Origin of the sequence: Paenibacillus sp. AR247 (genome assembly GCF_002968895.1) — a bacterium.
Lineage (GTDB): Bacteria > Bacillota > Bacilli > Paenibacillales > Paenibacillaceae > Paenibacillus_AQ > Paenibacillus_AQ favisporus.
The window spans coordinates 45,907-54,668 of record NZ_PCZT01000026.1; the positions used below are offsets into that span (position 1 = coordinate 45,907).

General features: G+C 54.5%; 11 protein-coding genes. All 11 read left to right on the forward strand.

The features are described 5' to 3' along the window. Positions 1-814: WIAG-tail domain (locus CPT76_RS34395; protein ID WP_146116521.1), on the forward strand; the 814-nt coding region annotated here is incomplete at its 5' end. A gap of 299 nt (positions 815-1,113) precedes the next feature. Next, entirely contained in the window at positions 1,114-1,863 is a 750-nt protein-coding gene (locus tag CPT76_RS34400) for a glycosyltransferase family 2 protein (protein WP_258169082.1), read from the forward strand. Between the two features lie 5 nt (positions 1,864-1,868). After that, positions 1,869-3,476, forward strand: coding sequence for a glycosyltransferase family 2 protein (locus CPT76_RS34405; RefSeq protein WP_105446095.1), 1,608 nt, complete (start codon positions 1,869-1,871; stop codon positions 3,474-3,476). 156 nt (positions 3,477-3,632) lie between these two features. After that, on the forward strand, positions 3,633-3,899 hold the full coding sequence (locus tag CPT76_RS34410; protein WP_105446187.1) for a nucleoside-diphosphate sugar epimerase: 267 nt from the start codon (positions 3,633-3,635) through the stop codon (positions 3,897-3,899). A 30-nt stretch (positions 3,900-3,929) separates the two neighbouring features. Next, positions 3,930-4,289: an alpha-helical endospore appendage domain-containing protein gene (locus tag CPT76_RS34415; protein WP_105446188.1), complete on the forward strand. Its 360-nt coding sequence runs from the start codon at positions 3,930-3,932 to the stop codon at positions 4,287-4,289. After that, a complete protein-coding gene (locus tag CPT76_RS34420) occupies positions 4,286-4,585 on the forward strand; it encodes a hypothetical protein (protein WP_076174124.1) in 300 nt (99 codons plus the stop codon). Before CPT76_RS34415 ends, CPT76_RS34420 begins: the two co-directional genes overlap by 4 nt. 42 nt (positions 4,586-4,627) lie before the next feature. After that, positions 4,628-4,915, forward strand: coding sequence for a hypothetical protein (locus CPT76_RS34425; protein ID WP_146116522.1), 288 nt, complete (start codon positions 4,628-4,630; stop codon positions 4,913-4,915). 183 nt (positions 4,916-5,098) lie between these two features. Next, positions 5,099-6,184, forward strand: a complete 1,086-nt coding sequence (locus tag CPT76_RS34430; protein ID WP_374954760.1) for a CgeB family protein — start codon at positions 5,099-5,101, stop codon at positions 6,182-6,184. 32 nt (positions 6,185-6,216) lie between these two features. Next, positions 6,217-7,278 (forward strand): glycosyltransferase family protein, encoded by a 1,062-nt coding sequence (locus CPT76_RS34435; protein ID WP_308737729.1) that lies wholly within the window; start codon positions 6,217-6,219, stop codon positions 7,276-7,278. 224 nt (positions 7,279-7,502) lie between these two features. Beyond that, complete coding sequence (locus CPT76_RS38160; protein WP_181153235.1) at positions 7,503-7,649, forward strand: hypothetical protein; 147 nt, start codon at positions 7,503-7,505, stop codon at positions 7,647-7,649. 32 nt (positions 7,650-7,681) lie between these two features. Then, positions 7,682-8,762, forward strand: a 1,081-nt coding sequence (locus CPT76_RS34440) for a glycosyltransferase family 4 protein (protein ID WP_181153236.1), incomplete at its 3' end; no start/stop codon positions are given.

Sequence of the window (8,762 nt, forward strand, 5' to 3'; positions counted from 1 at the left end):
CCATATCCAGCCGGAATCGATTCAGCCGCACCATCTGCAGTCCGGCATTGTGCAGGAATGGCACCTGCAGCCCGGCCTCATTCAGGGCGAACATCTTGCAGAAGGAGCGGTCGGTCCGGATCATCTTGCCTCTGAATCCGTATCCTCGGAACACCTCCAGCCGGGCAGCGTCCAGGCGCATCACCTGGCGCCGGAGTCCGTCACCACCGGTCTGCTGGAAGATGAAGCCGTTACGGGCGATAAAATTGCCCCGAACACGATCGACGGCAGCCACATCCAGCCGGAAACGATTCAGCCGCTTCACCTTCAGGCGAGAAGCATCCAGGAATGGCATCTTCAATCCGGGGCGGTCCATTCGGACCATATCCAGAACGGGGCGATCCAGAACAGACACATCGCCGCTAGGTCGGTCACCGGTGAACAGCTTGCTTTTGCACCCGTTCAGAGTGCTTCGGGACAGCCGGCCCTTCAACAGTACGGCATCACTTCTTTCCGGATCGGCGAAGGCCAACTGCAGGTTGAAGTACCGGTGACACTGCCGGAACCGTATCCAAACACCCATTATGTGATCGTGGCGATGTGCAATCATCCCGATTTCTATGCCGTATTGAACACGCAGCGGGAAGATATCGCCTTTATCGAAGTGGTGAGAAGACGGGTGGGCCCGGAAACCTTCGGTTTCCTGTCCTGGATCGCGATCGGCTCGGTCTCTCCATCAGGAAAAGGAACCACGGGCTATGCACAGCGCAGCATGAGGCAGCGAAGCGCGTTCAGGACTGAGGCAGAACCAAAAGAGAATAAAGATAAGGAATAAGTAACAAGCGCGGGGCAGAGTCCCCGCGCTTTTTTGTATGCTCTTAATAATCAGCAAGTATCGCGATGAAATCCGTGAACGATACCTAAATACATTGCACAAACGCCGCTTCCACGGCATTCCCCATGGCATAGGATGTGATGAGATACGTGCTGATATGACAGGGAGGGATATGTCGAATGATGAGGCGGATAAGATACAGACGAACCTATCGACCAACCCGCCGAAGGTACCGACAAGCATCGAAGACGGGCGTATGGTCAAGAACCAGGCATCGAACCAAGCCGCAGGCAAGGCGGATGCCCCATACCGACCTTCCTCCGGTCTTATCGGTGATCATCCCTGCGATGAATGAACAAAAGACGATCGCTGCCGTGGTCCGGGAAGCGCTGCGGGTACATCCTTCCTGCGAGGTTATTGTCGTAGCCAACGGCTGCCGCGACCGAACGGCAGAGTCGGCCGAGTCTGCGGGGGCTCGTGTGCTGAGGTATGAGCATCCGCTTGGGCATGATGTAGGAAGAAGCGCAGGGACCCAGGCCGCCCGGGGTCAGGTAATGCTGTACCTGGACGGAGACATGCCTATCGGTGCCGGCCAGCTTCGTCCCTTCGTCACGGCGGTTATTGGCGGGGTGGATGTTGCGCTGAACCGGTATAGCGGCCCGGTTCGCCGGCGTCAGGCGCATCCGGTCGTTCAGGCCAAGCATGTTCTAAATACGATGCTGCGCCGCGCCGATCTGCTTGGAGCCTCTCTGACCGCTGTCCCGCATGCATTAAGCCGCCGCGCCGTCGACATGCTTGGAGCCGAATGCCTGTCGGTCCCTCCCCTTGCTTTAGCGAAGGCAGTCACCGCCGGGCTCAAGGTTGAAGCGGTTCATGAAATACCCGTAGGACGGTTAAATAAGCGGAGAGCCAAAGTGGACGGAAAAGATCCACTGCAGGAGGTGGTTCTTGCGGATCATATTCAGGCAGTGAAGTGGTATTTGTCGGTAACGGATCCGAGGGGGCTTCGGAGCGATCTGGGACGGGAACGAAAGCGGGTGAGAAGGTGAGCCTGATGAGAAGAAGAACAAGAAGAAGTGTAACGGCTCGGTCTCGAATAAACTGGGCCGGGAGGAAGCGACGGCAGGAAAGGCGCGCCATTCCGAAGCGGAGCCGTGCGGCGCTACCGTCAATCTACCGGGCGGGGGAAGGCAAGCTGGCGGATGCCGCTTATCAGGCAGGACTCCTTGCAGGGGGCAAAGCCGATGCCGAAGAAGGGGAAGGGGAAGGGGATGTTCTCCTCTATGAATCGCCGCTTCAGCGGGCGTTCTCCGATTGGTGCGCGGCACATGTGAAAAAGCGTCCGGATATTCGAACGATGATCCGGCTGTCAAAGAGCTACACTGGCGGCTATGCCAAAGCCTCCGGGCGAAAGGACACCCGTATTCCGCTGCCGCTGGCAAGGACGGCCGCAGCCGTCGTCTGTGCCAGCAATGAACAGGATACGCTGGGCAAGGTGCTTCAGCAATTGGAACGGCTGCCGTTCCAGGAAGTAATCGTCGTACTGAACGGCTGCCGGGATCAAAGCTACACGGCTGCACGCAATCACCGGATCGCCAGCATCCTCCATGTTCCGGGCCGGCTCGGACATGACGTGGGCCGGAGCATGGGGGCTGCCATGACCTCGGCGGATATCGTGTTGTTTACGGACGGGGATGTCGTGATCTCCGCCGAGGAACTGGCTCCTTTTATATATAAGGTGGATGAAGGGATAGACGCTGCGCTGAATGACCTGAATCCGTATTTGCCGCCATATATGCATCAGGATGAGGTGACGCGGTGCAAAAGCTTTTTAAATAGGAATTTGCAGCCGGTCATAATGTGCCGGACGAAGGGGAAATGGCGTGAAGCCGACCGATTGGTCGGCTTTTGCCTGCTGCTCCACAGAGATGTTCTGCACCGCATCGGTTATTTGGATGAGGGGTACCGGATCGGCAACTATGAAGACGACGACTGGATCATCCGGCTCCGGCTGACCGGCCGGAAATTGTTTATTGCCGGGGATTCGTTTATCCACCATTTCGGAAGCGTAAGCATGAAACAGTTGGGCCAGCAGTTTGAGTCGGTCCATCATCATAACGAGTCGTATTACACGAATAAGTGGGATAATCCTTACGCTTGGGTGACGAACATGAAGGAAGGCGCGCTGGCTCGGTTTCCCGGATTGCGAAGCGGGCATGATTTTTACCCGTCACATGTACTGGTACGGGACCAGTCTGGCCTTGTGTATTTTCTGCTGAACGGGCGGAAGTACGCTCTTAGCGGCGGGGCGGGACAAGTGGGTACAGAAGCCGTACTGCTGTCAAGGTTAGATATCCGGCAAATTCCAGACGGTGAGTATTCTCTGACAAGCGAGCAGATCAGGGAAATGCTGGATTCGGCAGCAATGGATGAGTCCTTATCGGCCGGGGAGGCCGGCGCCGGTCAGCTGGTGGAGGGCCCCGGTGGACGGGTATACCAATGGTCACGCGGAACGCTGAGGCCGTTTGCATCGCTGCATACCCTGGAACGATGGCATATGGCGTTGAGAAAACGATCGGTGTGGCCGCTCGAGCGGTTAAATTCTGTGCCGGAAGGGGATCTGATCATCGCCCCCCCGCACCTGGATAATCCCGTGCTTTGACGGTTTTCTAAAAAAATGATGAGAAAAAAACGGATGCTGCCTCCAATCGCGTAACTGACTTCAGGATGGTGGCATAGGATATAGCAGGCAGATGCGGATCAGGCGGACCGCCTATTCGCAGAAGGCGTGACCTATCACCAGGGAAAAATTGACGAAATGCTTACCCATATGTCACATTCCAAGCAGCAAATGGCCAGGGTTCTGGATGCCGAGCGCCAAGTGGCGGTCCGGATGGCCCAGATTATTCATGATTTGCCCGATGAACATCCTGAATTTGACGGTGTGAGCGGGTTGATTGAAAATTCCAGCCAGATCAACAAGAGCATTATTTCTTACCTTAGCAGCATTGCTGACCTGCAGGAAGCGCTGGCGGAAACGTTGAATCATGTGGTGAAAGAGATGGGCAGCAATGAAGAGGAATAATTTCGGGAGAAACGTAAGGGAGTGCTGGATATGAGCAGAGAACAGGCCTTTTTGCATATGCTGGACGCCGCCTCCAAAATCCAGTGGAACATCGCCATGATTCTGGAAGCCAAAGCGGTCGAAGCCGAAAAAATGCGGAACTGGACGCTGAATCATTTGAACTCGGATGCGTTTGCAAGCCATGAAAATCAACTGAGCGAGCCTCTGCAGATTCACGGTCAGATCGTGGAGCTTTTGGAGGGGCTTACGAAGATGGAGAATGGATTGTGCAGCAACTTGAAAGCATTGCTCGTACAGGAAGAAGAAGAGTACGGCGGCGGCGGTGGTGGTGGTGGAGAAGGCATGTTTGGCGGCGGTGATTACGGCGGCCTCGGAGACATGGGCAAATGAGTTTGCTCCTTCGTGAGCAGGAAACGAAGCTGGAGCTGATTCAATCTATCGCGCTCAGCCAAAAGGCGCTGGCCCGGATTCTCGGGAGCATCGCCGACATTTCTTCCGAGTCGGATCTCTCTGCCCGGGCACTTCTTGAAAATATCCGGCTCCTGACGCAGCATCAGGACGCATTATGCCGGATGCTCACGGGCATCAGCCTGTGCCAGCCCCGAAGCGGGAATTCCGCGCCGCCCTGGTTAAACGCATCTCTATCCGCCCATTTCGCAGTCACCCGAGAATTACAGGAGGATTAACGGATGATAACGAAGAAAAAACGTCATCGGAGGCCAAAATCCGTGAAGCGCCTGCTGCTTAGCCGTAAGGCGCGAGTCATCAAGTTGAAAAAGCGGCGTAAACACCTGCTACCCAAAAAAAGAAAGCATCGGATCAAAAGCATTCGCAGAAAACGGAAACGGGTCGTAAAGCCGGTGCTGCCTGTGCCTGTGGCTCAAGGTGTAGAGCCTCATACCAGTCCAGACTCGGCGTACAGCCAAGGATTTGACGAAGCTTACAATGAAGGGTTCAACGCGGGTTTTGCCAAAGGCTATGAAGATGGTCATTTGCTAGCCTACCAATCCAAGTAATAACATGAGGGAACGGGACACAGTCAAGCCTTTCGCTCCATGGGATAGCCATGGGGCGAAAGGCTTTTTGCCGTTTTTTGGCAGGGCATCCGCCAATTTATCCGCGCGAAGGCAGTCGTCCATGATGCAATTGCCTCTTCCGCATATATTTATATTGTTCTTTCACAATTCAAGACAGACAGGGTGAAGACTGTGGAAAATGTGGCTGAAACGGCGGCAAGCTCCAGTTACCTGCAGGGCTACGAGGACGGCTTGCGCCTTGGTGTCTGTCAGGCTGTCATGGAACGGATACCCGCTCCGGAGCCTTATTACCGGGACATGAAAGTATTTTATATTCCGCAGGGCTTTCATGCCATTGATCAGGGTATATCCGCCGCGCTTAGCAGCCTGGTCAGAGAATGTATCGTCGTAGAGGCTCCGAAGATGCTGGAGCTTGCTCAAAAGGAGCGTCCGGATCTCATCCTCGTATTGAACGGACTGCATGTATTTCCCGAAAATCATTTGGAGGATATCCGGCGGGTTCGCGCGATGGGTATCAAGACGGCCGTCTGGTTTGTCGATGATCCCTATTTTAGCGAGGATACCGCGGCCGCATGCACCGCGTACGACGTCGTGTTTACCCACGAGCTGGGATGCGTGCCTTTTTACAGTGCTCTTGGGGTCAAAAGAGTCCACTATTTGCCGCTGGCCGTGAACGCTGACATGTTCAAGCCCCTGCGCTGCGGACCGGAGCACCTGTACGACATTTGCTTTATCGGCAATGCCTTTTGGAACCGTGTCGCTATCTTTGACGAAATGGCACCGTTTCTGAAGGATAAGAAAGTGTTGATTGCCGGGGGGTTCTGGGAGCGCTTGTCCCGGCAGGATTTGCTGGGCCGCTCGGTACGGCTTGGGTTTATTCCGCCGGAGGAAACAGTCCGCTATTACAATGGGGCGAAAGTGGTCATCAATATCCACCGTCCCGACGAATGGGGGCAGGACAACCGCAACAGTCATCGGATCAGCGGCAAATCGATCAACCCCAGGACCTATGAAATCAGTGCCTGCGGAGCGATGCAGATCACAGATATCCGCGAAGATCTCACCAATTACTACAGACCAGGCTATGACATCGAAACCTATACATCCACTGAGGAACTTAAAAACAAGATCATCTATTACCTGGAGCATGAAGAGGAGCGGAAAATCATGGCGGCCCGCGGACTGTACACGACTCGGCAGGAGCATACGTTTATTTCCCGGATGAGAACGTTTCTGGAACAGTTCTGACACCGGACAATATCAAACAAGGGAGTGTCGATATGTCGAAGGTTAAATGGCCCTCAAGGGTCCCTGAGCTGACCCTGAGTTACGATTCCGCCCAAGCGAGAGCGAGGGGACGACAGGACGGCTATCGCCGCGGATATGACGAAGGTTATTTGCGAGGCCGTGCGGACGTGATCGCCAGCCGGCCGGCGGAATCCGTCCCGTTCCGTCAAATTCGCGTCTTGTATATCGCTTCGGGCAAGGGGTACCCTTATTCGCCGCTGGACGAGGCCATCTCTTCCACACTCCGGACGATGGTCGCCGAGGTGGTTATTATCGAACCGGGGCAGATCACCGTCGAAACGGTTTTGCAGGCGGCTCCAGATCTGGTGCTCGCTTTGGACGGCATGTTTGTAAACAACGAAATGATGGATATCATTCGGCAGCTTGGAATCCGTACGGCCGTCTGGCTTACGGACGATCCCTACTATACCGACATGACGACGGAGAACGTTAAACATTACGACTACATCTTCACGTTGGAGTCCAACTGCATTCCTTTCTATCAGCAGTTGGGATGCACGAATGTCTATCATTTGCCTTTTGCCGCACACACCGAATACTACCGGCCATCTAGGAATATATCTCCGCTTCGCCGGGATGTCAGCTTTATCGGCTCGGCGTACTGGAACCGCATCGGCTTTTTTGATCCGATCATCGACCGGCTCATGCAGCATAATACCGTATTCAACGGGATCTGGTGGGACCGTCTGCCTCAATATACAGCCTATCAGGACCGGATCGAGCTCAACAAATGGATGGGCCCGGCCGAGACCGCGGAGGCTTATAACGGCTCAAAGATCGTCATCAATCTGCACCGCTCCCATGAAGACGATACCGTCAACAACAACGCTATTAAAATTCCCGCAGCTTCCCCTAATCCCCGCACCTTTGAAATTTCCGCCTGCGCGACGCTTCAGCTAAGCGACAGCCGGAGCGACCTGGCCAAATTTTATACGCCTGGTGTGGAGATCGAAACTTACAGTTCACCAGAGGAGTTATTGTACAAAATTGAATACCATCTTGCCCAGAGGAAGAACGCAGACAGATCGCCTTGAACGCCTTGGAGAGAACGTTTCAGACGACCATACGTACGGCAAACGCCTGAACGAGATGCTCACGATCATTTACCCGAGTCTCTATACGTTTGGAGGCTTTTTTGTACGAATGACGGGTAGCATGTGTCAGTGCCGGCAAGTGTCGCCTCTCATATCTTGTATTATCTGGGTGAAAGGAGGTGTGATTCGCACCCCTGTACGATTTTTGCAGGTGGGCCTAAAACATGGATATGACTAAACCCAAATTGATGCTGTTCTCGCATGTCAGCAACACCAAAAGCATTACAGGAGCCGAGAAGCTGCTGCTCCTGTTCTGCCGATGCAGTCTTATTTCAATTGCATCTTGGTGGCTCCAGGTGAAGGTAAGCTGACGGACCATGCCCGAAAGCAGGGAACGGTGGTCATGATTCAGACCTTTCCCTTGCTATACGGGATGTATACTCCGGATTCCCGGCTGCCGCTGAATGCCGATGAGCTACGCAGCCATCCCGATTATGCTTCTGTCGTCAGGCTCATCGGAGAGAACGCGCCTGATCTGGTGCTGACGAACACGATCGTCAACGCGCTGCCCGCGTTCGCCGCTAAACAGCTGGGAATCCCCGTCATTTGGAAAGTGACGGAGGTGATTCAGGAGAACGAATTCACGTCGGAAGTGCTAAACATTGTAGACAATTACAGCGATTGGATCATTGCGATTTCGGAGTCTGCCGCCCGTGTGTTTTACGGGCGAATTAGCAGTCCGATCAGCCTGCTCCCTCCATCGACGGACAGCGAACGGCTTCACTCCTTTGGTGATCTCGTAAGGCAGAGCGAACGAAAGGGGATCGGGCTAAAAGAGGAACATAAGTGCATCGGCTACATTTCCGCTTTTATTCATCCGGAAAAAGGCCTAAGAGAGTTTATTCGTATGGCGTTGTCACTATGCTCGGGCCATCCCGATTGCCGTTTTGTGATCATCGGGCGGGCTGCGGATCACCGTTATTACGATACCTGTTTGACGGATGTCAGATTTTCGGGTTATAGATCAAGATTCCAATTTATCCCGTTCGTGGAATCGGTTCAGTCGGTCTACAGCGCGATGGACATTCTGGTCGTACCGAGCATGGTGTCCGAGGGTTTTGGCATGACCGCGCTGGAAGGCATGTTGTGCGGCAAACCGGTTGTGGCCTTTGCTTCCGGGGGGCTCGGTGAGCTGATGGAAAGTACAGGCAATGGACATTTGGCGGTACCCGTCGGGGACGCCCAAGGGCTCGCGGATAAGGTTGCCATGCTGCTGAGCGATCCGGCTGCCCTGAAGAATATCGGCATGCACAATGAAGCGGCGGCGAGGGCGTTGTACGGAATTGAAGCCTACCAATGGAGGCTGGATCAAATCGTCAGTCAATGGCGCGAATACCATCCTCATTGGCTGACAGCCGGAAACCGAAGCCCCCTGCTTGTGGAGGGATCCCAGGTTCAAGCGGAGCCCCCGGTTGACAAGGCAC

Coding starts and splice junctions, on each gene's coding strand:
- CPT76_RS34415 (WP_105446188.1), top strand. CDS start 3,930: ATGAGCAGAGAACAGGCCTTTTTGCATATGCTGGACGCCGCCTCCAAA.
- CPT76_RS34420 (WP_076174124.1), top strand. CDS start 4,286: ATGAGTTTGCTCCTTCGTGAGCAGGAAACGAAGCTGGAGCTGATTCAA.
- CPT76_RS34400 (WP_258169082.1), top strand. CDS start 1,114: ATGCCCCATACCGACCTTCCTCCGGTCTTATCGGTGATCATCCCTGCG.
- CPT76_RS34435 (WP_308737729.1), top strand. CDS start 6,217: ATGTCGAAGGTTAAATGGCCCTCAAGGGTCCCTGAGCTGACCCTGAGT.
- CPT76_RS34405 (WP_105446095.1), top strand. CDS start 1,869: ATGAGAAGAAGAACAAGAAGAAGTGTAACGGCTCGGTCTCGAATAAAC.
- CPT76_RS38160 (WP_181153235.1), top strand. CDS start 7,503: ATGGATATGACTAAACCCAAATTGATGCTGTTCTCGCATGTCAGCAAC.
- CPT76_RS34410 (WP_105446187.1), top strand. CDS start 3,633: ATGCTTACCCATATGTCACATTCCAAGCAGCAAATGGCCAGGGTTCTG.